This window comes from Bradyrhizobium brasilense (assembly GCF_029714345.1).
Classification (GTDB): Bacteria; Pseudomonadota; Alphaproteobacteria; order Rhizobiales; family Xanthobacteraceae; genus Bradyrhizobium; species Bradyrhizobium australafricanum.
Window position 1 is genome coordinate 4,959,110 of sequence record NZ_CP121669.1, and the last position, 24,849, is coordinate 4,983,958.

Annotated in this window: 20 protein-coding genes; 6 read left to right on the forward strand and 14 right to left on the reverse strand. The window is 64.9% G+C overall.

The window, feature by feature from the left end; all coding sequences use genetic code 11:
- Nucleotides 1–18: 18 nt before the first annotated feature.
- From QA635_RS23380 to QA635_RS23415, 8 genes are all read right to left on the reverse strand, one after another.
- Entirely contained in the window at nucleotides 19–486 is a 468-nt protein-coding gene (locus tag QA635_RS23380) for a TfoX/Sxy family protein (protein ID WP_283061673.1), read from the reverse strand.
- A gap of 176 nt (nucleotides 487–662) precedes the next feature.
- Nucleotides 663–1,052: a HesB/IscA family protein gene (locus tag QA635_RS23385; protein WP_050384272.1), complete on the reverse strand. Its 390-nt coding sequence runs from the start codon at nucleotides 1,050–1,052 to the stop codon at nucleotides 663–665.
- 158 nt (nucleotides 1,053–1,210) lie between these two features.
- Entirely contained in the window at nucleotides 1,211–1,582 is a 372-nt protein-coding gene (locus tag QA635_RS23390) for an SUF system Fe-S cluster assembly protein (protein ID WP_016845787.1), read from the reverse strand.
- Nucleotides 1,579–2,826 carry a cysteine desulfurase gene (locus QA635_RS23395; RefSeq protein WP_283061675.1) on the reverse strand — a complete coding sequence of 416 codons (1,248 nt, stop codon included), beginning with the start codon at nucleotides 2,824–2,826 and terminating at the stop codon, nucleotides 1,579–1,581. The genes QA635_RS23390 and QA635_RS23395 overlap by 4 nt, the downstream gene beginning before the upstream one ends.
- On the reverse strand, nucleotides 2,823–4,145 hold the full coding sequence (gene sufD / locus QA635_RS23400) for a Fe-S cluster assembly protein SufD (protein WP_283061677.1): 1,323 nt from the start codon (nucleotides 4,143–4,145) through the stop codon (nucleotides 2,823–2,825). The genes QA635_RS23395 and sufD overlap by 4 nt, the downstream gene beginning before the upstream one ends.
- A gap of 17 nt (nucleotides 4,146–4,162) precedes the next feature.
- Nucleotides 4,163–4,915, reverse strand: a complete 753-nt coding sequence (sufC, locus tag QA635_RS23405; RefSeq protein ID WP_283061678.1) for a Fe-S cluster assembly ATPase SufC — start codon at nucleotides 4,913–4,915, stop codon at nucleotides 4,163–4,165.
- 57 nt (nucleotides 4,916–4,972) lie between these two features.
- Complete coding sequence (sufB, locus tag QA635_RS23410) at nucleotides 4,973–6,469, reverse strand: Fe-S cluster assembly protein SufB (RefSeq protein WP_038380064.1); 1,497 nt, start codon at nucleotides 6,467–6,469, stop codon at nucleotides 4,973–4,975.
- 94 nt (nucleotides 6,470–6,563) lie between these two features.
- Nucleotides 6,564–7,721, reverse strand: a complete 1,158-nt coding sequence (locus tag QA635_RS23415) for a cysteine desulfurase family protein (RefSeq protein WP_283071771.1) — start codon at nucleotides 7,719–7,721, stop codon at nucleotides 6,564–6,566.
- 461 nt (nucleotides 7,722–8,182) lie between these two features.
- On the opposite strand from QA635_RS23415, the gene QA635_RS23420 reads away from it, so the two are divergent.
- A complete protein-coding gene (locus QA635_RS23420) occupies nucleotides 8,183–8,830 on the forward strand; it encodes an alpha/beta hydrolase (protein ID WP_016843213.1) in 648 nt (215 codons plus the stop codon).
- Between the two features lie 94 nt (nucleotides 8,831–8,924).
- On the opposite strand, the gene QA635_RS23425 is transcribed toward QA635_RS23420, so the two are convergent.
- The 3 genes from QA635_RS23425 to QA635_RS23435 form a co-directional block, all read right to left on the reverse strand.
- Entirely contained in the window at nucleotides 8,925–9,254 is a 330-nt protein-coding gene (locus tag QA635_RS23425; protein ID WP_283061681.1) for a DMT family transporter, read from the reverse strand.
- Nucleotides 9,255–9,257: 3 nt separating this feature from the next.
- Nucleotides 9,258–9,935 (reverse strand): glutathione S-transferase family protein, encoded by a 678-nt coding sequence (locus QA635_RS23430; protein ID WP_283061682.1) that lies wholly within the window; start codon nucleotides 9,933–9,935, stop codon nucleotides 9,258–9,260.
- Between the two features lie 82 nt (nucleotides 9,936–10,017).
- Nucleotides 10,018–11,121: an anhydro-N-acetylmuramic acid kinase gene (locus tag QA635_RS23435; RefSeq protein WP_283061683.1), complete on the reverse strand. Its 1,104-nt coding sequence runs from the start codon at nucleotides 11,119–11,121 to the stop codon at nucleotides 10,018–10,020.
- A gap of 152 nt (nucleotides 11,122–11,273) precedes the next feature.
- On the opposite strand from QA635_RS23435, the gene tyrS reads away from it, so the two are divergent.
- From tyrS to QA635_RS23450, 3 genes are all read left to right on the forward strand, one after another.
- Entirely contained in the window at nucleotides 11,274–12,527 is a 1,254-nt protein-coding gene (tyrS, locus tag QA635_RS23440) for a tyrosine--tRNA ligase (RefSeq protein WP_283061684.1), read from the forward strand.
- 56 nt (nucleotides 12,528–12,583) lie between these two features.
- Entirely contained in the window at nucleotides 12,584–13,831 is a 1,248-nt protein-coding gene (locus tag QA635_RS23445; protein ID WP_283061685.1) for an MFS transporter, read from the forward strand.
- A gap of 983 nt (nucleotides 13,832–14,814) precedes the next feature.
- A complete protein-coding gene (locus QA635_RS23450; RefSeq protein ID WP_283071773.1) occupies nucleotides 14,815–16,308 on the forward strand; it encodes an alkaline phosphatase family protein in 1,494 nt (497 codons plus the stop codon).
- A gap of 224 nt (nucleotides 16,309–16,532) precedes the next feature.
- Here the strand turns inward: QA635_RS23450 and QA635_RS23455 are convergent, their stop codons facing one another.
- Entirely contained in the window at nucleotides 16,533–20,237 is a 3,705-nt protein-coding gene (locus tag QA635_RS23455) for a YhdP family protein (protein ID WP_283061686.1), read from the reverse strand.
- 227 nt (nucleotides 20,238–20,464) lie between these two features.
- Between QA635_RS23455 and QA635_RS23460 the strand changes: the two genes are divergently transcribed.
- Complete coding sequence (locus QA635_RS23460; protein ID WP_283061687.1) at nucleotides 20,465–21,190, forward strand: peroxiredoxin; 726 nt, start codon at nucleotides 20,465–20,467, stop codon at nucleotides 21,188–21,190.
- 100 nt (nucleotides 21,191–21,290) lie between these two features.
- Entirely contained in the window at nucleotides 21,291–22,640 is a 1,350-nt protein-coding gene (locus QA635_RS23465; protein ID WP_283061688.1) for a M23 family metallopeptidase, read from the forward strand.
- 70 nt (nucleotides 22,641–22,710) lie between these two features.
- Here the strand turns inward: QA635_RS23465 and QA635_RS23470 are convergent, their stop codons facing one another.
- Together QA635_RS23470 and QA635_RS23475 are read right to left on the reverse strand one after the other, a co-directional pair.
- The gene (locus tag QA635_RS23470) at nucleotides 22,711–23,973 is read right to left on the reverse strand and encodes a DUF5666 domain-containing protein (RefSeq protein WP_283061689.1); all 1,263 of its coding nucleotides are present in this window, start codon (nucleotides 23,971–23,973) and stop codon (nucleotides 22,711–22,713) included.
- The gene (locus QA635_RS23475; protein ID WP_283061690.1) at nucleotides 23,970–24,845 is read right to left on the reverse strand and encodes a DUF6502 family protein; all 876 of its coding nucleotides are present in this window, start codon (nucleotides 24,843–24,845) and stop codon (nucleotides 23,970–23,972) included. The genes QA635_RS23470 and QA635_RS23475 overlap by 4 nt, the downstream gene beginning before the upstream one ends.
- Nucleotides 24,846–24,849: the final 4 nt, after the last annotated feature.

A 24,849-nucleotide genomic window follows, 5' to 3' on the forward strand; every position in this document is an offset into this window, starting at 1 on the left:
GTGGATGGATTGGCTGCCTCAGGATGCGGATCGCTTCTTTGCCGATCGCTTCTTCTTGGCCGATGGCCTCTTCGCGACCGCCTTTTCTGCCGTAGCTTTCTTGCCTGCAGTCTTCTTCGCAGGCGCCTTCGACTTTCGCGCAGCCGCTCGTTTCCTCGGCCGCTTGCGCAGCGCGGCGCGCTGGGCGGCGCCGAGTGCCGACCGTGCCCAGACCGCGAGTTCTTCCGAATCATCGAACAGCCGTGCCGGCAGCTGCCAGTAGGAGTTCACCGTGACGGTCTTCGATCGCGTCTGATACTGGAATGGCCCGCAGCCCTCCGCCTCGAATTGCGGAATGGTCTGATCGTCGGCGCGGAAATAAAGCCCGGCACGCAGGGCCAGCGCGAAATTGGTGCCGTCAGCAGAGATACCGTAGCCGGAGAACATCCGGCGCAGCGTGACCGGGCCGAAATCGGCGAACAGGTCGGTGAGGAATTCGCGGTCCATGTGCCAATCGCCCCCGTTCTATCGCCTCATGGTAAGGAGCACGTCTCCATCCATGTCATTGCGAGCGTAGCGAAGCAATCCATCGCGCAACAAGCGGAAACATGGATTGCTTCGCTACGCTCGCAATGACGGGCAACACAGGTGCCGATCACACAACAATCGATATGCGGACGTCTCTAGACCGTGGCCGGCTTGAGCTGCACCGATTCGCCGCAACCGCAGGCGGAGACCTGGTTCGGGTTGTTGAACACGAACTGGGCCTGCATTTTGTCGGCCACATAGTCCATCTCGGTTCCAAGCAGGAACAGCACGGCCTTCGGATCGACCAGGATCTTCACGCCCTTGTCCTCGACCACTTCATCGGTCGGACGGATTTCGTGAGCGTATTCGACGGTATAGGACTGTCCGGCGCAGCCGCCATTCTTGATGCCGACGCGCAGCCCGACGATCTCGGAATCCGCGCGCTTGGTCAGCTCGGTGATCCGCTCCGCGGCGGCATCGGTCAGTTTCATGACCTGCGGGCGTGGCCGCTTCGGCTTGGCTGGGGTTGGTGAAGCTTGCGTCATGTCACTCATGTGGTCAGTCCCAGCGGCAAATCAATTGCCGATCTTCTTGAGCCTAAGTCCAATCCGTAAAGGTTCTTGATCAGAACCCTTACCTCTTGTTCTGACGCGTTTTCTTCACGCGAACCGGCATCCACTTCGCTCGAAAACGCTGCGACGCATCACCACATATTGAGGACGAGGCGTGCCTCGTCCGACATCCGGTCCGGCGTCCAGGCCGGATCCCACACCAGATTGACGTTGACGACGCCGACGCCGGGAACGCTGGCGACCGCGTTCTCCACCATCTGCGGCAGCTCGCCGGCGGCCGGGCAGTTCGGCGTGGTCAGCGTCATCATGATGTCGACCGAGCGATCATCCTTGAGATCGACCTTGTAGATCAGGCCGAGTTCGTAGATGTCGGCCGGGATTTCCGGGTCGAACACCGTCTTCAGCGCCGCGACGATCTCGCCGCTCATGCGCTCGGTCTCCTCCGCCGGCAGCGCCGAGGTGGTTTCCATGGTGGCCGTCTTGACTTCGGCTGTATCGGTCATGCGAACAATTCCCGCGCCTTGATCAGCGCCTGCGCCAGATGGTCGACTTCTTCCCTGGTATTATACATCCCGAAGGATGCACGGCAGGTGGCCGTGACGTTGAACCGCTCTAAAAGCGGCATCACGCAATGCGTGCCGGCGCGCACCGCAATGCCCTGACGATCGATCACGGTCGCGACATCGTGGGGATGAGCGCCCTTCATTTCGAACGAGATCACCGGGCCCTTGTTGCGCGCGGTTCCGATCACCCGCAGCGAGTTGATCTCGCGCAGGCGCTCCTGCGCGTAGGTGAGCAGCTCATGCTCATGCGCAGCGATACGCTCCTTGCCGATCGAATTGACATAGTCGATCGCAGTCCCCAGCCCGATCGCCTCGACGATCGGCGGCGTCCCGGCTTCGAACTTGTGCGGCGGATCGCCATAGGTGACCCAGTCCTTGGCCACCTCACGGATCATCTCGCCGCCGCCGTTGAACGGCCGCATCGCCACCAGATGCTCGTGCTTGGCATAGAGCGCGCCGATGCCGGTCGGTCCGTACACCTTGTGGCCGGTGAAGGCGTAGAAATCGCAATCGAGGTCCTGGACGTCGATCGGCAGGTGCACCGCACCTTGCGCGCCGTCGACCAGCACCGGGATGCCGCGGTCGTGCGCCAGCCGGATCACGTCCTTGACCGGAACCAGCGTGCCGAGCGCGTTCGACATCTGGGTGATCGCGACGATCTTGGTGCGCGGGGTCAGGAGTTTCTCGAACTCCTCGATCAGGAAGTTGCCCTCGTCGTCGACCGGTGCCCACTTGATCACGGCACCATGGCGCTCCCTGAGGAAGTGCCACGGCACGATGTTGGAGTGGTGCTCCATGATCGAGAGGACGATCTCGTCGCCCTTCTTGATGTTCACCCCGCCCCAGGACGACGCAACCAAGTTGATCGCCTCGGTGACGTTGCGGGTGAAGACGATCTCTTCATTGCGGCGGGCGTTGATGAACTGCGCGACCTTGCCGCGGGCGCCCTCATAGGCCTCCGTCGCGGCATTGGCGAGGTAATGCAGGCCGCGATGCACGTTGGCGTATTCGCTCTTGTAGGCCTCGGTCATGCGGTCGAGCACCGCATTCGGCTTCTGCGCCGAGGCCGCGTTGTCGAGATAGACCAGCGGCTTGCCGTAGATCTGCATGGCGAGCGCCGGGAAATCCTGCCGCACCAGCGCGACGTCGTAACTGCCGTTGGCGACCGCCTTGTGCATGCTCACGCCCTCGCCTGAAGCCAGCGCTGCGCGGTAGCAATTGCGACCTCGCGCAACGCGTCGCTGGCGATAGTCTCGATCGCCTCGCCGACGAAGGCCTGGATCAGGAGCGCCTGCGCTTCCTTCTCGGGCAGTCCGCGGGCGCGCATGTAGAACAGCAGGCTCTCGTCGAGCGCGCCGGTGGTCGCACCGTGACCGCAGGTGACGTCGTCAGCGAAGATCTCGAGCTCGGGCTTGTTGTCGGCTTCCGCGTCGTCTGACAACAGCAGCGCACGGGTCATCATCTTGGCGTCGGTCTTCTGCGCGTCGGGGCGGACGATGATGCGGCCCTGGAACACCGAATGGGCGCGGTCGTCGACAACGGCGCGGAAGATCTCGCGGCTCGCGCAGTGCGGCACCGCGTGATCCACGAACAACGTGGTGTCGGCGTGCTGCTTGCCGTTGATCAGATTGACGCCGTTGGTCTCGACCGTCGAGCCCTCGCCGGCGCAGGTCACCGTCAGCTGATAGCGGCTCACATGACCGCCCGAGGTCAGGCCGAAGGTGTTGAAATGGGCATGCGCGCCGAGCGACACCGTCGCCGAGGAAATATTGAAGGCATCGACGCTGTCTTCGACCAGGCGCACGTGATCGAACCGTGAATTGTCACCGATCGCAACAACCAGTCCGTCATGGGTCTGATAGGCCTTGGCGCCGTCGGCGGCGAGATAGCTCTCCACCAGCGTCACGCCGGTATCGCGGCCGAGCCGGAGCAGCGACCGCGTGAACGTCGAGGCCGGCGCGGTGCCGGATGCGACATGCACGATATGCAGCGGCTGGGTCAGCACCGCGCCGTTGGCGACGTCGATGACGACACCGTCGGTCGCCATCGCGCCATTCAGCGCGATCATGGGGTTGGCGGCATCGGACGCGAGAGCCTGTGTCGCGACGATCTCGTCGCCGGCTTCCAGCGCAACGCGCAGCGGATTGATCGAGAGCCCTTTCTCCAGATCCTTCCAATCGGAGAGATCAGGCGCGAACGCGCCGTCGACCAGCACCAGGCGCCGGACGCCTTCGATCGCGCGGGCCTCTACGACGGCCCTGGCGCGGCTCAGCGCGGCATCATCCGGGGATGCAGCGAGCGGCAGCACCTCGCGCATCAGCGCGCGCAGGTCGGTGTATTTCCAGTCCTCGATCCGGCGATGCGGCAGGCCGGATCGTTCATAAGCTTCGAAGGCCTGGCGCCGCTGATCGGCGATCTTGCCCTCGCCCGGCAGACGGTCGCGCACCACGGCGAATGCGTCGCCCAGCGCGCGCCCGGTCTCGGTCTTTGCAACAACGTTCATCACAAAACCCGCGTTTGTCAGGCAGCGTCTTCGAACTGCGTGTAACCGGACTCTTCCAGCTCCAGCGCCAGCTCCTTGCCGCCGCTCTTCACCACCCGGCCCTTCGACATCACGTGCACGAAGTCGGGCACGATGTAGTTGAGCAGCCGTTGATAGTGGGTGATCACGACCATCGCGCGCTCCGGCGAGCGCAGCGCGTTGACGCCGTCGGCCGCGATCCGCAGCGCGTCGATGTCGAGGCCGGAATCCATTTCGTCGAGGATGCAGACGGCCGGCTCGAACAGCGCCATCTGCAGAATCTCGTTGCGCTTCTTTTCGCCGCCGGAGAAGCCGACATTGACGCCGCGCTTCAGCATGTCCTGCGGAATGTTCAGCGACTTGGCGACCTCGCGGACCTTCTTGAGGAAGGCCGGCGACGAAATCTCGTCCTCGCCGCGCGCCTTGCGCTGGGCGTTGAGCGCCGCATGCAGGAAATTCCAGGTGGTGACGCCGGGGATCTCGACCGGATACTGGAACGCCAGGAACACGCCCCTGGCGGCGCGCTCGTTGGGCTCCATCTCCAGGAGGTCCTCGCCCCTGAACAGGATCTGCCCGCCGGTGACTTCATAGCCCGGCTTGCCGGCGATGACGTGGGAGAGCGTCGACTTGCCGGAGCCGTTCGGCCCCATGATCGCGTGCACCTCGCCCGGGTTCACCGTGAGCGACAGCCCGTGGAGGATCTCACGCTCCTCGACACGAACCTGCAGATCTTTCACTTCAAGCAGAGACATCTGATTTTTCCTGAGCATCACCCCGAGGCGCGTCGGCCGCGCCGTTGGCGGGATGGATTAGCCAACCGAACCTTCAAGGCTGATCGAGATCAGCTTCTGCGCTTCCACCGCGAACTCCATCGGCAGTTGCTGCAGCACGTCCTTCACGAAACCGTTGACGACGAGGCCGACGGCTTCTTCCTGCGAGAGCCCGCGCTGGATGCAGTAGAACAGCACGTCCTCGGAAATCTTCGAGGTCGTCGCTTCATGCTCGAACGTCGCCGAGGAGTTCTTGGCCTCGACATAGGGCACGGTGTGCGCGCCGCATTTGTCGCCGATCAGAAGCGAGTCGCAGGCGGTGTAGTTGCGTGCGCCGGTGGCCTTGCGATGGGCGCTGACGAGACCGCGATAGGTGTTCTGCGACTTGCCGGCGGCGATGCCCTTGGAGATGATCCGGCTCGACGTGTTCTTGCCGAGATGGATCATCTTGGTCCCGCTATCGACCTGCTGGAAACCGTTCGAGATCGCGATCGAGTAGAACTCGCCGCTCGAATTGTCGCCGCGCAGGATGCAGCTCGGATATTTCCAGGTGATCGCCGAACCGGTCTCGACCTGGGTCCAGGAGATCTTCGAATTGCGACCACGGCAGTCGCCACGCTTGGTGACGAAATTGTAGATGCCGCCCTTGCCTTCCGAATTGCCCGGGTACCAGTTCTGCACCGTCGAATACTTGATCTCGGCATCGTCGAGCGTGACGAGTTCGACCACGGCGGCGTGCAGCTGGTTCTCGTCGCGCTGCGGCGCGGTGCAGCCCTCGAGATAGGAGACGTAGGAGCCCTTGTCGGCGATGATCAGCGTGCGCTCGAACTGGCCGGTGTTGCGCTCGTTGATGCGGAAATAGGTCGACAACTCCATCGGGCAGCGCACGCCCGGCGGCACGTAGACGAACGAGCCGTCGGAGAACACAGCCGAATTCAATGTCGCGAAGTAGTTGTCCGAGGTCGGCACCACGGTGCCGAGATATTTCTGCACCAGCTCGGGATGCTCGCGGATCGCCTCCGAGATCGGCATGAAGATCACGCCGGCCGCCTTCAGCTCCTTCTGGAAGGTGGTCGCAACCGAGACCGAATCGAACACGGCGTCGACCGCGATCTTGCGGTTCGGCGTCTGCTCACCACCAGGCGGCGGCTCGACGCCCTCGAGGATCGCGACCTCGCGCAGGGGGATGCCGAGCTTCTCGTAGGTCTTGAGGATTTCCGGATCGATCTCGTCGATCGAGGACAGCGTCTTCTTCGGCTTCGGCGCCGCGTAGTAGTAGATGTCCTGGTAGTCGATCTTCGGATAGTCGACGCGCGCCCAGGTCGGCTCGGTCATGGTCAGCCAGCGGCGATACGCCTCCAGGCGCCATTCCAGCATCCAGGCCGGTTCGTTCTTCTTTGCGGAGATGAAGCGGACGGTGTCTTCCGACAGCCCCTTCGGGGCCTTGTCGGACTCGATCAGCGTCTCAAACCCATATCGATACTGGTCGACGTCGATGCGCCGGACGCGCTCGACCGTCTCTTGTACAGCAGGCATTCAATCCTCCGCTCGCGGTTTCAAGGACCGCGGTGGATCTCAAGTTCCGAAAATCTCTTACGATGCTTTGATGACGAAATCCGCTTAGAACAGTTCAAGCTGTGTTTCGTCGTCCCCCCTTAACTAAGGTATCGGCGAGCTTTCGCCAAGCCTTGAGGGTCAAATCCACGTCTGTCTCCGTGGTAGACCAGCCAAGACTGAGCCGCACCGCTCCCTGGGACACCTCCGAACGGTATCCCATTGCCTCCAGCACGTGGGACGGCTGGACCTTGCCCGACGAGCAGGCGGAACCGGACGAGACCGCGATTCCCCCAAGGTCGAACCCGATGACCGCCGTCTCGGCCTTCACGCCGGGTGCCGTGAACAGAACGGTATTAGGTAACCGCTTGACGTCATCGGAGAACACCAGCACGTCCGGCGTCTGCCGCAGCCCGTGCTCGAGCCGGTCGCGCAATCCCCTGACGCGGGCCGCGTCGGCCTTCAGCGCCGTCATCGCAGTCTTGGCGGCCGCACCGAACCCGGCGATGCCGGCGATGTTCTCGGTCCCTGCCCGCCGCCCGAACTCCTGCCCGCCGCCGCGCAGAAACGCGTCCAGGCCCTCGACGCCCTCGGCGAGCACCAGCGCGCCTGCGCCCTTCGGTCCGCCGATCTTGTGCGCCGACAGCGTCACCAGGTCGGCCTGCGTCGAGGCCAGATCGAACGGGATCTTGCCGAACGCCTGGATCGCATCGACATGCAGCAGCCCGCCAGCCGCATGGACGATTGCGGCGACATCAGCCACCGGCTGAATGGCACCGGTCTCGTTGTTCGCCAGCATCACCGAGACCAGAGCCGGCGGACCATCGGCCAGCAGTGGGCGCAGATGGTTGAGATCGATCACACCGGCCCGCGTGACATGGATTGCGGCGGTCGCCTCGGTCGCAAACCGACCGCCCGCGAGCACGGACGCGTGCTCGATCGCCGACATCAGGAGCCGCTGCACCGGCGCGCCCGCAGCGCGGCGCAATCCCGGCGTCAGTGCGAGCGCATTGGCTTCGGTCCCGCCGGAGAGAAACACGACGTCCTGCGGCCGTCCGCCGACCGCCTTCGCCACGGCATTGCGGGCATCCTCAACCAGCCGTCGCGCCCGCCGTCCCTCGCTGTGCACCGAGGATGGGTTGCCGATCAACTCCCACGCCGCAGCCATCGCCGCCTTCGCCTCCTGGCGAAGCGGCGTGGTGGCATTCCAATCGAGATAGACGCGATCGGCCATGGAGCTATCCGCGGCAACCACCATGGTTGCGGCCTTCACTGCGAGATAACGACAGTTGACGACCGAGACCAGATCAGACGTCGCCGGCACGGGAGATTTTTCCCGCGCGGCGGGAGCCTCGCGCTGCCGCCAGACACGGCGCTCGCGACCCCTTGAGCACGATAGCATTATGACAGACTGAAACTTCAGGTAGCCTTCGAGGCGATCCGGCGTGTCGATCCGGATCGCCGCCGACGCACTGGCTGCGCGCGCGTCGCGACGCGGATTCGCGACCGCCAAGCGGCACAATTTCCTTGATTTTTGCCCCTTGCGTCATGCTAGAAGGCCTCCAGCGTGCCGCGCGGCGGTGCCTGCGCCGATTTCATCACGAGCTGCTCTGTTCGCGAACCGTCGCTGAAGATGGCTCCAACCGGTTGATTGATCGAAGTCAATCAAGGGAACGCGGCAATCAAGGGAACACAATGCCTGAAGTCATTTTCACCGGCCCTGCTGGCCGCCTCGAGGGCCGCTACCACCCGGCCAAGCAGAAGAACGCGCCGATTGCGATGATCCTGCATCCGCATCCGCAGTTCCACGGCACGATGAACCACCAGATCGTCTATCAGTGCTACTACGCGTTCGCGCATCGCGGCTTCTCGGTGCTGCGCTTCAACTTCCGTGGCGTCGGCCGCAGCCAGGGCTCGTTCGATCACGGCACCGGCGAATTGTCTGACGCCGCGAGCGCGCTCGACTGGGCGCAGGCGATCAATCCGGAGGCACGCGCCTGCTGGGTTGCGGGCTTCTCGTTCGGCGCTTGGATCGGCATGCAGCTTCTGATGCGCCGGCCGGAGGTCGAGGGTTTCATCTCGATCGCGCCGCCCGCCAATCTCTACGACTTCTCGTTCCTTGCGCCCTGCCCGTCGTCGGGCCTGATCGTGCACGGCGACAAGGATGCCGTGGTGCCGCCCAAGGACGTCAACACGCTCGTCGAGAAGCTGAAGACGCAGAAGGGCATCGTGATCGACCAGCAGGTCATCCCCGGCGCCAACCACTTCTTCGACGGCAAGCTCGAGCCGCTGATGGAGACGGTGACCGGCTATCTCGACATGCGGCTGGCGAACGTGCGCTGACGCGATCTTGTAGCCCGCATGAGCGAAGCGACATGCGGGGCGCGACCGACAAGAACCCGGATATCGCTGCGCTCATCCGGGCTACGGCACTGACCTATTCCGGCGCCAACTTCAGTGCGGTGATGCCGATCAGCACGAATGCGATTCCCGCGACCTTCATCGGGTTGAGCGCCTCGTTGAACAGCAGCACGCCCATGGCCAGCGTGCCGGCCGCGCCGATGCCGGTCCACACGGTGTAGGCGACACCGACGCCGAGCACCTGCAACGCGCGTCCGAGCAGGAACACGAACGCGGCGAGCAGCAGCAGCGAGACCAGCGTCCAGCCGAGCCGCGTATAGCCCTCGGCATATTTCATCGAAATCGCCCAGCCGACGTCCAGCAGGCCGGCGACGATGAGCGCGATCCAGGCAACCGAGTGCGACATGGCTTACGCGGCAAGCTTCAGCATATGCGCGCGGTGGCCGACCAGGAACGCATGCAGCAGCGCCGGATAGTCAGGCGACACCGCACTGCGTACGCTCGGCCGCTGTGCCAGCGCGCTGCGCCAGGCGCGAAGTCTTGGCGTGTGCGTGAAAACAGCGAGATCGGTCAGCTGATCGAACAGATCGAAATAGCGGAAGATCGGCGCGAACACCGCATCCACCAGACTGAAATTCTGGCCGGCGAAGAACGGACCGGCGCCGAGCGCAGCCTCGACGCGCGCGAATTTCGCCGCGACCGCCTGCCGCTTGCTCTCGAAGGCCGCGGCATCTGTCGCAGTCTCGAGCCCCCAGAGATCGCCGAGAATGGCCGAGCCGAACTCCATCCAGGCGCGATGCTCGGCGCGGACAAGAGGATCCTGTGGGTGCAGCTTGGCGCCGGCCTGCGTCTCCTCGATGTACTCGCAGATCACATTGCTCTCGAACAGCGCGACCTCCTTGCCGTCGCCGCGCGTCACCACCAGCACCGGCACCTTGCCGAGCGGCGAGATCTTCAGGAACCAGTCCGGCTTGTTGGCGAGATCGATGTCGATCCGCTCGAACGGCACGCCCTTCTCACGCAGCGCGATCACCGCGCGTTGCACATAGGGGCAGAGCTTGTGGCTGATCAGTTTCAGGGCGGCCATGACGAACCTCGCGTTCAATGCAACTGCATCGAATTAAATGCAACGGCATGGAACTGTCAAGGTAGATGCATTTGCATCTAAATCACGGTCGCGCGATGATGCCCCCGGTCATCGGGATCGGCACCCCCGTGGTGGCGGGGTAGCTCAGCGGCAGGCCCTTCATGCCGCGCGCGGCAAGGAAGCCGAACGCCTGCGCCTCGATCGCGTCCGCCGCCCAGCCGAGCGCCTCGGCCGGCTCGACGGTCGCCGGCGCCAGGCGCTCGCGCAGCATCCGCAGCATCGTGAGGTTGGAGGCGCCGCCGCCGCAGATGATCCAGCTTTTCGGCCGTTTCGGCAGCAGCGGCACGACGCGGGCGATGGCCGCGGCAGTGAAGGCGGTCAGTGTCGCGGCACCATCGGCCGGCGCCACGGCGCCGAGCTTGAGGCTGCCGAAGTCGTTGCGGTCGAGCGATTTCGGCGGCGGCAGCGCAAAGAACGGCAGCTTCAGCGCCTGTGCGATCCAGGCCTCGTCGGGCCTGCCCAGCGCGGCGAACTTGCCGGCGGTGTCGAACGGCTGATGCATCTGACGGAACATGAAGTCGTCGAGCAGCGCATTGCCCGGCCCGGTGTCGCAGGCGATCAGCGTGTCCGTGCCGTCGATATAGGTGATGTTGGAGACGCCGCCGATATTGACCACGACGATCGGCCCCTCGCGGTTCAGCGATTGCACCAGCGCGCGGTGGTAGACCGGCACGAACGGCGCGCCCTGCCCGCCGGCCTCGACGTCGGCGGCGCGGAAATCGTGCATCACCGGAATGTGGATCACCTTGGCGAGCGCCAGGGCATCGCCGATCTGCACCGTCAACCTCCGCTCGGGGCGATGCAGCACGGTCTGGCCATGGAACCCGACGATGTCGATGTCCTGTGCCGAGATCCGGTGCTGTGCCGTGAAGCTGGCGACCGCCTCGGCATGGGCCGTGGTGACGGCCTGCTCGGCCTGCCGCAAAATCCCCGGCCGGGCGTCGCGCCGCGACAGATGGACCGCCTCCGTCAGCGCCTGGCGCAGCAGGCTGCGCTCGCCTTCGGTATAAGGCCGATAGCCCGAGGGGCCGAAGGCCTTGATCTGGCGGCCGTCGGTCTCGATCAATGCCACGTCGACCCCGTCGAGCGAGGTGCCGCTCATCAGACCGAGTGCCGTTAACATCATGCTAGAAGCGCCCCAGCCGGGAACCCCCGGCTTGTCTCAAACAAGTACATCCTATAATGCCACTGCGCGTCCGCCTGCGGCAGCCTCAAGCATCAAGGTTCCGCAAATAGATGCAAAAACCGTAAAACAAGAATGATCTGGCTCGCCGACAAATGACTGCATTTAAATCGGATTTCCTGAACACTTTACAGGAACGCGGCTTCGTCCACCAGTGCTCCGATTTCGAGGGCCTCGACGCGCTCGCCGCGAAGGGCGAGGCAACCGCCTATGTCGGCTATGATTGCACCGCACCGTCGCTGCACATCGGCAACTTCCTCACCATGATGATGCTGTACTGGCTGCAGCAGAGCGGCAACAAGCCGATCACGCTGATGGGCGGCGGCACCACGATGGTCGGCGATCCCTCCGGCAAGGACGAGACGCGCGCGATGCGCACGGTTGCGGAGATCGAAGCCAACAAGGCCTCGATCCGCGGCGTGTTCGCCAAGGTGCTGCGTTACGGCAATGGGCCTTCCGACGCCATCATGCTCGACAATGCCGAGTGGCTGACCAAATTGAACTGGATCGAGATGCTGCGCGACATCGGCCGGCACTTCTCGGTCAACCGCATGCTGACCATGGACTCGGTGCGGCTCCGGCTCGAGCGCGAGCAGGAGATGAGCTTCATCGAGTTCAACTACATGGTCTGCCAGGCCTACGACTTCGTCGAGCTGTCGCGCCGCGCCGGCTGCCGGCTGCAGATGGGCGGCTCCGACCAGTGGGGCAATATCGTCAACGGCGTCGATCTCGGCCGCCGCATGGGCGCGCCGCAACTGTTCGCGCTGACCACGCCGCTGCTCACCACCGCCTCCGGCGACAAGATGGGCAAGACGGCCAAGGGCGCGGTGTGGCTCAACGCCGACCAGTTCTCGCCCTACGATTTCTGGCAGTACTGGCGCAATGTCGAGGACGCCGACGTCGTCAAGTTCCTCAAGCTGTTCACCATCCTGCCGATGAGCGAGATCAGCAAGCTTGCGGCGCTGGCCGGCGGCGAGATCAACGAGGCCAAGAAGGTGCTGGCGACCGAGGCGACCGCCCTGCTCCATGGCCGCGATGCAGCGAACGAAGCCGCCGAGACCGCGCGCCGCACCTTCGAGGAAGGTGCGCTGGCCGAAACCTTGCCGACGGTGGAAATTCCGCGCGGCGAATTTGAAGCCGGCGTCGGCGTGCTGCTCGCCTTCGTCAAGGCCGAGCTGGTCGCTTCCAACGGCGAAGCGCGCCGGCAGATCAAGGGCGGCGGCCTTCGCGTCAACGATGCAGCCGTGACCGACGAGAAGATGCTGCTGACTTCGGCCAATCTCACGCCGGAAGGCGTGGTGAAACTGTCGCTCGGCAAGAAGCGCCACGTCCTGCTGAAGCCTGCATAGGCGCATTCGCATTTGTCGGTTGTCGGGAGTGCGGAAAGCGCGCTCCCATCTTTCCGATGGACCAGACCACGCCTCCGAACGACACGCTTGCAACGCCGGCGAAGCAGTCCCGCGTCGCGCTGAACGTGCTCGCGCTCTGCTTCGTGCTGTCGGTGCTTGGGCGCGGCCTCAGCGACAGCTTCACCGTTTTCCTGAAACCGATCTCGGAAAATTTCGGCTGGGACCGCGCCTCTGTGGTGTCGGTCTACTCGCTGACCTGGCTCGCCAGCGGCCTGACCGCGCCACTGGTCGGACGCCTGTTCGACCGCTCGGGTCCGCGCCTGGTCTATGCGCTCGGCCTCTCGCTGCTCGGTTGCGCCTTCCTCGTCGCCTCGCGCGCGCAAGCGCTCTGGCAATTCCAGCTCAGCGTCGGCCTCTGCGTCGGTTTCGGCACCGCGCTGATCGGCAATGTGTCGAATTCGATCCTGCTCGGCCGCTGGTTCGGACCACGCCTGCCGACCGCGATGGCCGTGATGTATTCGGCGACCGGCGCCGGCCTGTTGCTGCTGTTGCCGCTGTCGCAGGTTCTGATCGACCGGATCGGCTGGCGCGAGGCCTATCAGGTGTTCGGCATCGGCGCGCTCTGCCTGCTTGTTCCGCTGGTCTTTCTGCCGTGGCGGCTGCTCGCCGGCGGATCGCCGCATATCGTCAGGAAGGCGGAAAGCAGTTTGGCCGACGAAGGCTGGACGCTGCTCAGCGCGATGCGCCACCACGCCTTCTGGGCGCTGTTCTCCACCTTCTTCTTCACCGCGATTGCGATGTATGCGCTGACCGCGCAGATCGTCGCCTATCTGATCGATGTCGGCTTCCCGCCGCTGCAGGCGGCAACCGCCTGGGGCTTCTCCGGCGTCGCGCTGTTCGTCGGCATGCTCGGCGTGTCCACCCTCGACGGCATCATCGGCCGCCGTCCCAGTGTATTGTTCAGCTACGGCGTCTCGATCCTCGGCATCATTCTGCTCTGGCTGCTGCAGTGGTATCCGAACTACTGGCTGCTGACCGGCTTCATCATCTGCTTCGGCAGCATGATCGGCTCGCGCGGCCCGCTGATCACCGCGACCGCGCTGAAGATCTTCCGCGGCGAGCGGGTCGGCACGATCTACGGGACGATCATGATCGGCAGCGGCCTCGGCTCCGGCCTTGGCTCATGGGGCGGCGGCCTGATCCACGACTGGACCCACAGCTACAATCCGTTGATCGCCTTCGCGCTGGTCAATGTGGTGCTCGGCCTGATCCCGTTCCTGGTGGTGCCGGCGCTGCGACGGTGAGTTCGGACGCGTCCGCTTGCCCCTGCGGAGGCGATGTGGAATCCGACATGAACGCATGCCGGCCTTGGACCCAACACCTTGGGCCGATAGGCGGCATTAGCGAAATGAAACAGGCCGCCAACAGCAGCGGCCCTAGTCGATGGCTCCAATTCCTTGATTGCGAGAACCGACTGAGCGGCCTTGTAAGCCCGGAAGTCGATCCTCTGGTCCGGGACTGCTAGCCGCAGCGACGAACTCTCCGGACCGATCCGTCGTCACGCTCGATCGTGACGGTGCGGCATCCGCGATATCCGCGATCATATCCGTAGGCGCGATAAGCGGGTCGATCGTAGTCGCGGTAGTAACGGGGCTCCGGGCCCACTCTCACGCCGCCGAGCGGAGTATCAACGGCAACCTGAGCTGACGCGGGTGCAATGGAGATCGGCGTGGCCATAGCGAAACCAGCGACCGCCAGTACACCAGCCAATAACAGGGCTCTCATGAGAGTTCCTCCTGAGTTTGTTGAATTGCTCTCCAACATCCCAGACGGGGCAAGGTTCCTGCGAACTTCATCCGGACGGCGGGCCGCTCGGACTTGGTCGCAGCCTCGGATGAATGCGGACAGAAACCGGCCAGCGCACCTGTTCCCAAACCAAGCAAATACAACCGGGATGTCTGTCGAGGGTCGAAAGCAGGCTCGGCGCGCCGCAATAACCCCGGAGGCGAGCAAGACAGATATTGCCGCAGATATTCGCTCGATCCAGGCTTCTTCCTCCATCGAGGGGCCTCCATGGATATGCGTACGGTCATGACATCATCATTCCAGTTTCACATCGCCGTCGTGTTCGCAGCGGTATTCAAGGACGCCGATTTCTCCAGAAAGGGCGTCAATCATGAATGGATTTGGAAAGCTCGCGATTGCAGTATTGCTTGGCTCGACCGCGCTCGGCGCGCCCGCGCGCGCCGACGATGACGATCATCGTGAGCATCGCGCCATCGAGCACGTGCTCTTGATCAGCGTCGACGGCATGCACGAGGTCGACCTGCAGCGTTACGTCAAAGGCCATCCCAAATCGACCTTCGCCAAGCTGCTGAGGCACGGTGTGCACTACACCAATGCGCACACCTCCTACCCCTCGGATTCGTTCCCGGGACTGTTGGCATTCATGACTGGCGCCTCACCAAAGACGCACGGTGTTTTCTACGATGACACTTATGACCAGACCCTGTATCCGCCCGGAAGCAACTGTCAGGGCAAACCGGGCACCGAAGCCACATATTTCGAAGCGCTTGACTACGATCTAAGCAAGCTTGACGGCGGCGGTCCGGCAAATTCCGATCACATCAATCCGGCGAACCTGCCGCTGCGCAAGGTCGGCGGCGCTTGCCAGCCGGTCTATCCGCACGCCTACCTGAAGAACGACACCACAACGATCATGGAGGTCATCCACGAGGCCGGCCTGCGCACGGCCTGGTCGGACAAGCACCCGGCCTATGAGATCATCAGCGGCCCGTCCGGCAAGGGTCTCGATGAACTCTACGCTCCCGAGATCAATTCGACGACCGTGCTTGCCACCGCACCTCAGTTGATCCCCACGCCCAAAGCCAGTGACGACTGGACCGTGAACCCAGTCTACACCCGCTACTACGACAACCTGAAGGTCACCGCCGTCCTGAACTGGATCAAGGGCCTCGACCATACCGGGACGAAGACCGTCGGCGTGCCGGCGATCCTGGGCATGAACTTCCAGGCCGTCAGTGTCGGCCAGAAGATCACCGCCGACGGCTACACGGACGCGGCCGGCACACCGAGCACGGAGCTCGAATTGTCGCTCGACTTCGTCGACAGCTCGCTCGGCCAGATGCTTGAACAGTTCGACAAGCAGCATCTCACCAAGAACACCCTCGTCATCGTCGGCGCGAAGCACGGCCAGTCACCGATCGACGTGGGCCAGCTTCACGTGCTGAAGGGCAGCACCAATCCGAGGCTGCCGCTGGGCCATGCCGACGTCGTCGACCCGGTCGACCTGTTGGCCACCGGCGGCGTAAAGGCGGCCCTGGAGACAGCCGACGATGTCTCGCTGATCTGGCTGGCCGATCAGAGCCAGGCCACCAAGGCCGTCAGCATCCTCGAGAACGACAAGGTTCTCCTCAACCAGGCCCGCATCGAAAAGATCTATGCCGGCGACGAGTTGAAGGACAAATTCGGCAACCCGGCCCAGGGCCGCACGCCCGACATCATCATCCAGCCGATCCACGGCACGATCTACAGCGCGAGTTCGAAGAAGGTGTCCGAGCATGGCGGGTTCACCGACGACGATACTCACGTCCTGCTGGTTGTCGCCAACCCGGGCTTCGAAGGCGCGGTGGTTGATGAGAAGGTCGAGAACAAGCAGGTTGCGCCGACCATCCTGCGTGCGCTCCACCTCAACGCCAATAAGCTCACGGGCGCTCGCGCGGAGCATACCGCCGCGCTGCCCGGTTTCGACGACCGCTGAATTGGACGACTGCGGAAGACGTTAAATCAACGGCGCCCGATCCACTCTCGGACGCCGTTTTGTTTTGCCATTCTGAAAGGTCGACACTAAAGCGCGATGAGATTGGGTTGAATCATCATCGCGCCTTGGCTCTTTGTTTGAGCATGATCCCTTCGGAAAACGCTGCGCACTTTTCCGGATCATGCTTTAGCCCTCGCGCGATGGCTTGCGCCACCGCGCTTCGCTTAATTGTTCGTCGTCGGCAGATCGTTCGGGCCGTACTGCTTGAACTCGAAGATCTTGCGCGTCAGGCCGGGCGCCAGCGCGGAGATCGGATTGACGCGCAGCACCGGCGCGCTCGGCGTTCCCACCACTTCATAGGTCACGCCGATCAGGCCTTCATTGCTCCCGGCGCCGAGGAAAATCCCGAAGAACGGGATCTGGCCGAACATGTTGTTCAATCCGTACATCGGAATGAAGGTGCCGTTCATCCGCACCTGGTTGCCGATATAGTCGATGCTGCCTTCGATGGTCGCGCCGATGGTCGGTCCCTTGACCACACCATTGCGGATCGAAAGCTGGCCGCTCTGGCGCGTGAATTCGGCGCGCAGCGCGTCGAACCCGATGCCGTTCTGGGTGCTGACCGGCCCGCCGGCAACAGCGCGATCGAGCTGGGTTTCGCCCTTCACCGAGAATCCGGTGATATTGATGAGCCCCTCCCTTGGGCTCGGCTCAGGGATCGGCGGCTCCATCGCGAGCGTAAGCTGGCCGCCGACCACCTTCGAATAGGTATCGATGAAGCGCAGGAACGCACCGGCGTCGCTGGTCTGCAGATAGATCACCTCGCGGCCCTGCTGGCGTCCGCGCATATCGACCGTGACGGGGGTGTCGCGGCCGACCTTGCCGCTCAGCGTGAACGCCTTGAAGAACCCGTTGCGGCGCGAGACCTTGGCGTCGACGCTGCGCAGCGCTTCGCCGTTGAATCCTGCGACCGCGCCGAGTTTCAGATCGACATCGAAATCGGTGGTCCTGGTCTTGCTCTTGGGATCGCTATCGCGGCCGGAGATCGCCGACTTCAGGAAGCCGCGACCGTCGAACACGTCGCCGCGCATCGTGACCTTGATCACGCCGTCGGGACCGCGATCGGCCCGCAGCGAGGTCTTGTCGCCTTCCGACGGCGCGTAGGTCGGGAAGTACGCATTCATGAGATCGCCGTTCTGGTCGACCTCGAGCGCCCCCTTGATCGACGCGCCGGCGCCGTCGATCGAGATATCCTCGAACCGGGTCGATTGCCCCTTCGGCACCACGTTGAAGGTCGCCTTGCCGGCCCTGCCCTGCGCCTTGACCCACCCCGGCAGGATGTTGTCGAGCTTGAGCTGGGTCAGGTCGGCCTCGACGCCCATCTTGGTGGCGGGGTTGTCGCCGCTGCCGATCTTGCCGCTCAGCTTGATCGGGATCGCGCCGGAGACCGCGGGGCCGAGATCAAGCCCGAGGCGCGCGCGGCTCGCATCGTCCAGCGTCGCCTGCAGCTTGACGTCGGCATCGCCCTCGGCCGGCTTGCGGTAGTCGAGCGAGGCCGCCTGCCCGTTGATCTTGACGTCGCCCTTGACCTGGAAGCCGGCATTGCTGGCGATCACCTTCAGCGCGTTGGCTTCGAGCTTCTGGTTCATCACCAGCTTGTCGACAGCAACGCCGGAGATGTCGGCGGTGACCGAGTAGAGCGTATCGGCCTTGGTCAGCTCGCCCTTCACGGGCATGCCGAGATTGATCGTTGCGGTGACGTTGCCCTTGCTGGCGTTGGGATCGATCGGCGGACCGGAGAGATCGCTGAGCCGGTCGGACGCGAGGATCTCGGCGGCGGCCGGCACCGGACAGTCGACCCGGAACTTGACCTTGGACGGCGACGGCTTCGGCGCCATGTCCGGCACCTCGAAGGTGAAGTCCGACAGCGTGATCTTGCGGCCCGCCGGCGTGTCGGCAATGCCCTGGTTGATGGTCACGGTCGCGGTGCGGCCGGTCACCCTGGCCTTCAGATCCGCGTCATGCACCGCGGGCATCTGGTCCACCGGACGCACTGTGACACCGGAGGCGACAATGTTGACCGAGAGGCCGTCGTCCGGAATCGGCGGTCCCTTGCGCGACAGGTTGTGCACCGGCGAATTGACGCCGACATCGATACGCTGGAGCGTGCCGCGGTCGATCCGCTCGAGCACCCATTCGCGCACCTCGGGCACGATGATGACCGGCCACATCCGTTTCAGGGCCGAGGCCGACATCGGCGTGCCGGCGAATCCGAGCTGCAGCCGCGGCTCGCCGGAATAGTCGATGCTGCCGGTTCCGGCGACGCCGATCTCGCCATTGGAGATGTCGGCCTGGGTCAGCAGCACGCGCTTCTTGTCGGTGTCGAACCGGAAGCCGATGTTGATGCGATTGAAGATCAACGGTGGTTCGTTCTTGTCGGCGCCGGCCAGCACGATGGTGCCGCCAGACAGGCCGGCCTGCCAGTCGGTGACGTTGTCGTTCGGCGGCTCGAGATGGCCGAGCAGCGTGATGCGGTTGGCGCCCGAGACGACCTTGATCGGCGCCAGCAGTACGCGCCGGCCCGAATCCCATTCCACGCTCATCTCGGCCGCATCGATCGGCATCGGATAGTCGGGCGTGTCGGTGTCGATGATGTTGCCGGCGCCGACATTGATCTTGCCGCGGAAGTAGGTCGGCAGGCCGTCGCGGCCGAGCTCGCCCTTCATCTCGCCCGACAGCGGCAGGTCGGCGGTGTAGGTCAGATCCTTGGTCCGGAGCGCGAGCAGGATGTTCCGGGTGGAAACCTTGTCGGCCTTGATGTCGACCGAGCGCACGCCGTTCTGCTGCGGTCCGACCAGCACGCGCACCGACCAGGGTTTTGCGCCCTCCTCGCCGAAGCTGAGCGCAACGCCGCCGCCGCTCGGGCGCCGCAGGCTGAGGCTGATGTTCTCAAAGCTCCATTTGTTGCCGCGCTGCTGATCGTCGACGACGAGATTGCCGTTCTTCAGGCCGATCTCGTTGAGGTTCTGCCCGTCGAGGCCGGTCATGCTGAGGCTGTCGAGCCAGTCGAGACCGGCGAGCAGCCCGCTCTGGGCCGAATCGGACGCGCCTGCGGAGGGCTCGGCGGCAGCCGGCGGCGAGGCAACCGGCGGCGGCGGGGCTGCGGGTGTCGGACGCGGGAATGTCGGCGGCATCCCCGCCTCCCGCTTGGAGGCAACGCCGGTGGCCAGCGGTTTTGCTGTGTCGCCGGCGGACACGGTGACATTGCCGTCCGGCGTGATGCGTACCGACAGCTCCGCATCGACCAGATTGAGGCTCTCCGCCCGCAACTGGCCCATCAAGAGCGCGGTTCCCGACAGGCGCACTTCGGCTTTCGGCGCGCTCGCGACCACCGCATGGTCGCGATCGCGGACGATGATGTCGCGGATGCGCACCGCGATCCTGACGCGGCCGGCGCGCTCGATCTGCGTTCCGCCGACCTCGACCGTGTTGCCGTGGCCGATATTCTCCTCGATCGCCGCGGCGAGCCACGGCGTCGCCATGTCGAGATTGATCGGGCCGGCGCCGAGCCGCCACCACAGCCCGCCGAAACAGGTCGCGAACATCGCGACCAGCACCACGAGGACCAGCCCGATGCGACGGATCCAGCGCTCGCCGTTCAGCCAGCGCTGCATGCCCGAGCAGAAATCGGTGAAGCGATGCAGGTTGGTGTGGGAACGCGCCAGCAATTGCCGCGCACGGTTGCCCGCCGCCTCATCCTGCTCGTCCCACGCGGCGTCATCCTCCCATTGCGAGAGGTCAGCCCCGGCGCGCGGATTTGGACCCTGCGGCGACGTGTTCCTTGCCATTGCCTCTCGGTGCTGACGGCGAAGCTGATCGCCGCCATCAGGGCGCCCGTCGATACGTATCGAGCGCTCCTGTGCCGGCATCGCCGCCTATCCTCGCCTAATCATGTTACTCGCCGATGGCCCCCAGAGCGGACCAAACCAACCAATCAAAAGCCAATTCAGCAAGCGGACGGGTCACGCGTCGAATTCCTTGTCACCATACTCCGTGGCCATCAAACTTGCCCAGCGGCCGGTGCGAATCCGGCCGCCGCCAATAAGACCGCAATACCCCAATGGTTGAGCTTCGGAAAGCGACGAAAGGAAGGCGTATGTCCAAGAAAACGCGCAAGAAATCCTCCAACACAACCGGGAAGCGGGTCGCAACAAAGGTTGCGCGCGCCGCAAGCGCAAGCACTGGGAAGTCCGCGACGAAAACCCGCACAGCGGTTGCGAAGAAGGCAGCGGCCAAGAAAACAACTAAGAAAACGACCAAGGCGACCGCAGCGGGTGTTCGAAGCAAAGCCTCGCACAAGGCGGCATCGAAACCGTTAAAGCGAGAGCCGGCCGCAACCGTGACCAGTTCGTCCGCCGTCACACTTGCCGAGGGCGCCACGGCGCCTGGCTTCAACCTGCCGCGCGACGGCGGGGGCAGCGTTTCGCTGAAGGATTTTGCCGGCAAGAAGCTGGTCCTGTTCTTCTACCCCCGCGCCGACACCCCCGGCTGCACCAGGGAGGCGATCGATTTCACCCGGCTCAAAAGCGAGTTCGTAGCGGCAGGGACCGAAGTGGTCGGCATTTCCGCCGACACGGTTAAGGCGCAGGAGTCATTTCGAAACAAACACCAGCTTTCGGTGCCGCTGGTCTCCGATCCGGCCCACGAGATGCTGGAAGCCTATGGCGCCTGGGGCGAAAAATCCATGTATGGCAGGACCTTCATGGGAATTATTCGCACGACGGTTCTGGTCGATTCCGGTGGAAAGGTCGCCCGGGTCTGGCGTCATGTGAAGGTCGACGGCCACGCCGAAGCGGTATTGGAGGCTGCCCGGGCACTCTGACGGGACGGGTTCCGTTTCCTGAAAATTAACCATGACGGGCTCAAATCGGCCCCGCAAATTAGCCGTACGGAGTTTGGTCCGACCGGCCGCGGGAGTACCGATGTCGAGCCGGTCCGGTCACCACAAACACCATCATTCGCAGGACCATGGCCGGACGCCGGTGCGCCGTCCGGCAGCCCATCACCCCGCACCTGCCGCGGTGGCAGCCTCCGGCGAGGGCTATACGCTGGTCCATGCCGGCAAGCAGGTCCGGTTCGGGCCGGTGGTGTTCTGGATCATCGTCGGCACCGTGGTGCTGCTCGGCATGTGGTCGGCGGCGACCGCGACCTATTTCGCGTTCCGCGACGACGTGCTGACCCGGCTGATCGCGCGCCAGGCCGAGATGCAATACGCCTATGAGGACCGCATCTCGGAGCTGCGCGCCAAGGTCGACCGCACCACCAGCCGCCAGCTGCTCGATCAGGAGCAGTTCGACCAGAAGCTCGACCAGATCATGAAGCGGCAGTCGACGCTGGAATCGCGCGCCACCGCGCTTGGCGCGATGCCTGACGTCACCAGCACCGGATCGATCAAGCCGCAGGGCCGCGCCGAGGCGGCGCCGTCTTCCGGCACGCTGAAACCCTCCCCGATCAGCGACACCGTGATCTTCGTGGCGCCGCCGGATCGCGAGGCGCGGCTGGAATCGCGCGCGCCGCTGATCGCCAAGACGCAGCCGAACCAGTTCGCCAAGGCCCAGGGCGTCGACAACGTGCTGGTCCGCCTGCAAACCTCGCTTGACCAGGTCGAGCGGCGCCAGGTTGCCGCGCTCGCCTCGGTCGAGGACAGCATCGATTCCAAGGTGCGCCGGATGCGCGGCGTGATCTCCGATCTCGGCCTCAACATGGCGCAGCTCGAGGCGGCGACGCCGCGCTCCGGCATGGGCGGGCCCTTTGTCCCTGTGAAACTCTCTGCCGACGCCGGCGCGTTCGAACGCCAGCTCTATCGCATCAACATCAACCGGGCACAGATGCAGCGACTGAACCAGACGCTGGCGCTGGTGCCTTACCGCAAGCCCGTGGTCGGTGAAGTCGAATTCACCAGCGGCTTCGGCGTGCGCTCCGACCCCTTCCTCGGCCGGCCGGCAATGCATACCGGCCTCGACTTCCGCGCCGCGCAAGGCGATCCGGTGCGTGTCACCGCCAACGGCAAGGTGGTGTCGGCGGGCTGGGCCGGCGGCTATGGCCGCATGGTCGAGGTCGATCACGGCAACGGGCTCTCCACCCGCTACGGCCATCTCTCCGAGATCGGCGTCAAGGTCGGTGAATACGTCAAGATCGGCCAGGTGATCGGCGCGGTCGGCTCGACCGGCCGCTCCACCGGTCCGCATCTGCATTACGAGACCCGCATCGATGGCGAAGCGGTCGATCCGCAGAAATTCCTCCGCGCCGGCGTCCGGCTCAGTGCGGGCTAACTCAATCGAACAACGATCGATCTGAATATCGGCGCAAGCGGTCTCGCTTGCGCCGATCTTGTTTGTGGTTTCAGCGGCGGCCGCCGCCCATGCCGCCGGGCGGTCCGCCGCCACCGAATCCGCCGCCGGGCCCGAACGGACCACCACCGCCGCCGGGACCGAACGGTCCGCCGGGGGGGCCGAAGCCACCGAGACCGGGGCCGGTCGGTCCACCACTCAGGGGATCAGGCGCAGGCCCGCCGCCTGGCGGGCTGCCGCCCGGCATGCCGGACGGCGCCCCACCGGGGCCGCCACCCGGACCGCCGCCACCAGGCGCGCCGCGGCCGCCCGGTCCGCCAAGTCCCGATCCTGATCCCGGTCCATGACCCGGCCCGGGTCCGCCGCCACCGGAGCCACGGCCAGGCGTGCCCGGGCTCTTCACCGACGAGCCCGGGAACTTGCCGACCGACTGCACCGATTCGACGCGCAGATCGCGCGAGCCCGACAACTGCGCGTTGACGACGACGCGCGTATCGGCCGCCGGCGAAAACCGCGAATGGTCGCGCGCGACAAAGCCGGAGCCGAGCTGCAGGTCGTTGCCGACCCGCCGCACATAGGCCTCGATCAGCAGCCGGTTCGCGCCGGCGAGATCGGAGAAGTCGTCGGCCCGGCTGCGCGACACCTGCATCACGCCTTGTGCGACGTGTCCCTCGGCCTGCACGCGCTGACCGGCCAGCGCCGCATCGACGCCGGCGAGCTTGAGTTCGCCGATCCGCAAGACGCCGGCACGGTCGCGCTCGAGCGGCCCTGCGACACGCGCCGCGGCGGCGTGGCGCTCCTGCACCAGACTTGCGACGACGACGCCGTCGATGCGGCGCAGCCCGAACACGGCGACATGCGCGCCCACCTTCAGCCAACTCTCGCGTCCGGTCCAGGCGACCGTCTGGCCGAGCACCGTCAGGCCGCCCGGCTTCATTTGCTCGACCGGCCCGGTCACCTCGCTGGTCACATCGATGCGTTTGGTCGACAGCGTGCCGCCGGCATCGCGCTGCGCCACCACGCGCGCGAGCTGTCCGATTCGCAACGCCTTGGCGCTCGCCGCCTCGCCGTCGATTCTGACCGGCACGTCTGGTGCATAGGCGACGCGCTCGCCATTGACATAGATCGAGCCGAACCGCTGGATCACCCCGACGATGCCGGTGCCACCGATGCCCTGATCGGAACCGGTGATGCCGGTGCCGCCGATGCCCTGATCGTTGCCACGCTTCTTGACCTGCGCGCCCGCGAGCGACGTTCCGGCAAGCCAGAAGCCGACAAGCAGCGCGCGGCGCGAAATGACCGGCGGGCGCTTCACGCTGCACCGCCTTCGTCGGCATCGTCATCGACCGGACCATCCGGCCCCTCGCGATAGATGTAGATGCCGAAATTCCAGCGATAGTCGCCGCCCTTGTCTTTTGCGAGCGCGCGGTTGGCCTCGCGGTTGGCGACCTTGAGCGCCTCCATCGCCAGCTCGCGCGAGCGGCCCTCGAGCCGTTTCGCCAGCTTCGCCGACAGGCCGTCGTAATGCACCGCGCGTTCGAGGAAGCGCGGCGCGGCCGACGACACGTTCATCTCGGCGGCCGCCACGTGATCATGCAGGTTGCGGCCGAGATAGTGCCATTTGCGGTCGTCGTCGCCATGCGGCACGAAGGCCTCCTCGACCAGCATGATCTCGTCGTCGCCATTGATGGTGACGAGCTTGCGGTCGAGCCATTCGTCCAGCACGGCGCGCGGCCGCACATCCTTGGTGATCGATTCGACCAGCGTCTCGAACGACGGCGCGCCTCCGTCCGCGGTGCGCGGCAGCGGCAGCGGATCGCCCTTGGCATCGGTGAACTCGGGCCCGGCCAGCCAGCGCGCGATGATCGCGCTGGTGCGCGACAGCGTCGCCGGCACCGCATTGACCGGCGTGCCGGCGCCGCGCAGTCGCGCCACCTCCTTGCGGTGGACGCCGGTCAGCAGGCTGACGCGGCTGTCGGTCTGCTCCTTGCCCTCGAGCGCGAAGTCGTGCTCGGCGACGTTGACATAGAGCTCGCGCAGCAGCTGGGTCAGCGCCGGAAACGTCATGCCGCCGCGGATGCAAAGCCGCACCAGCGGGCGCAGCATCCGCGCCAGCGGCGCATGCAGCTTCGCTGCGGCGATCGGCGCGGACGATCCCACCTTCGACTTCGGGGCCTTGGCATTCATGCCT

Bases quoted from the DNA above. Each gene is read 5' to 3' on its own strand.
- QA635_RS23380 (WP_283061673.1), bottom strand. From the start codon at position 486: ATGGACCGCGAATTCCTCACCGACCTGTTCGCCGATTTCGGCCCGGTC.
- QA635_RS23385 (WP_050384272.1), bottom strand. From the start codon at position 1,052: ATGACGCAAGCTTCACCAACCCCAGCCAAGCCGAAGCGGCCACGCCCG.
- QA635_RS23390 (WP_016845787.1), bottom strand. From the start codon at position 1,582: ATGACCGATACAGCCGAAGTCAAGACGGCCACCATGGAAACCACCTCG.
- sufD (WP_283061677.1), bottom strand. From the start codon at position 4,145: ATGAACGTTGTTGCAAAGACCGAGACCGGGCGCGCGCTGGGCGACGCA.
- sufC (WP_283061678.1), bottom strand. From the start codon at position 4,915: ATGTCTCTGCTTGAAGTGAAAGATCTGCAGGTTCGTGTCGAGGAGCGT.
- sufB (WP_038380064.1), bottom strand. From the start codon at position 6,469: ATGCCTGCTGTACAAGAGACGGTCGAGCGCGTCCGGCGCATCGACGTC.
- QA635_RS23415 (WP_283071771.1), bottom strand. From the start codon at position 7,721: ATGGCCGATCGCGTCTATCTCGATTGGAATGCCACCACGCCGCTTCGC.
- QA635_RS23420 (WP_016843213.1), top strand. From the start codon at position 8,183: ATGCCTGAAGTCATTTTCACCGGCCCTGCTGGCCGCCTCGAGGGCCGC.
- QA635_RS23425 (WP_283061681.1), bottom strand. From the start codon at position 9,254: ATGTCGCACTCGGTTGCCTGGATCGCGCTCATCGTCGCCGGCCTGCTG.
- QA635_RS23430 (WP_283061682.1), bottom strand. From the start codon at position 9,935: ATGGCCGCCCTGAAACTGATCAGCCACAAGCTCTGCCCCTATGTGCAA.
- QA635_RS23435 (WP_283061683.1), bottom strand. From the start codon at position 11,121: ATGATGTTAACGGCACTCGGTCTGATGAGCGGCACCTCGCTCGACGGG.
- tyrS (WP_283061684.1), top strand. From the start codon at position 11,274: ATGACTGCATTTAAATCGGATTTCCTGAACACTTTACAGGAACGCGGC.
- QA635_RS23445 (WP_283061685.1), top strand. From the start codon at position 12,584: ATGGACCAGACCACGCCTCCGAACGACACGCTTGCAACGCCGGCGAAG.
- QA635_RS23455 (WP_283061686.1), bottom strand. From the start codon at position 20,237: ATGCCGGCACAGGAGCGCTCGATACGTATCGACGGGCGCCCTGATGGC.
- QA635_RS23460 (WP_283061687.1), top strand. From the start codon at position 20,465: ATGTCCAAGAAAACGCGCAAGAAATCCTCCAACACAACCGGGAAGCGG.
- QA635_RS23465 (WP_283061688.1), top strand. From the start codon at position 21,291: ATGTCGAGCCGGTCCGGTCACCACAAACACCATCATTCGCAGGACCAT.
- QA635_RS23475 (WP_283061690.1), bottom strand. From the start codon at position 24,845: ATGAATGCCAAGGCCCCGAAGTCGAAGGTGGGATCGTCCGCGCCGATC.